The sequence below is a fragment of the Aliiruegeria sabulilitoris genome (genome assembly GCF_001558155.1).
GTDB classification, from domain to species: domain Bacteria; phylum Pseudomonadota; class Alphaproteobacteria; order Rhodobacterales; family Rhodobacteraceae; genus Tropicimonas; species Tropicimonas sabulilitoris.
In genome coordinates this window covers 1-309 of sequence record NZ_LOAS01000147.1, presented here as the reverse complement: position 1 = coordinate 309, position 309 = coordinate 1, and the positions used below count along the sequence as shown (strand labels likewise).

Sequence of the window (309 nt, the reverse complement as noted above, 5' to 3'; positions counted from 1 at the left end):
CCGTGCGCACCCGCTTGAGATCCTGCATCTCGGCACTCTGCGAAGTGCCATAGGTGAGCGCTTGCCAGTGCATGCCCTTGGCACCTTCATGGGCGCCCTCAAGGACGTAGACATGAGCGCCCAATGGGTCACCGTCCCATTCGAGCGCCCCGGAGGCGACTTCCACGTCGTTCTCGATGATCACGATTTTGCGGTCATGCGAGGACGCAAGCATCGTGGTGACCGGATAGGCATCGTCCAAGGCCCAGTCCGCGGGATGCTTGCGCCCTTCGAGGGTTGAGACGACATCCTCGAATTCGTGCTCGGCAT

At 61.5% G+C, this 309-nt stretch carries 1 pseudogene; it reads right to left on the bottom strand.

The annotated features are described in order from the left end of the window. Positions 1-309: pseudogene (locus AX756_RS26295) on the bottom strand (L,D-transpeptidase); the annotation flags it as partial.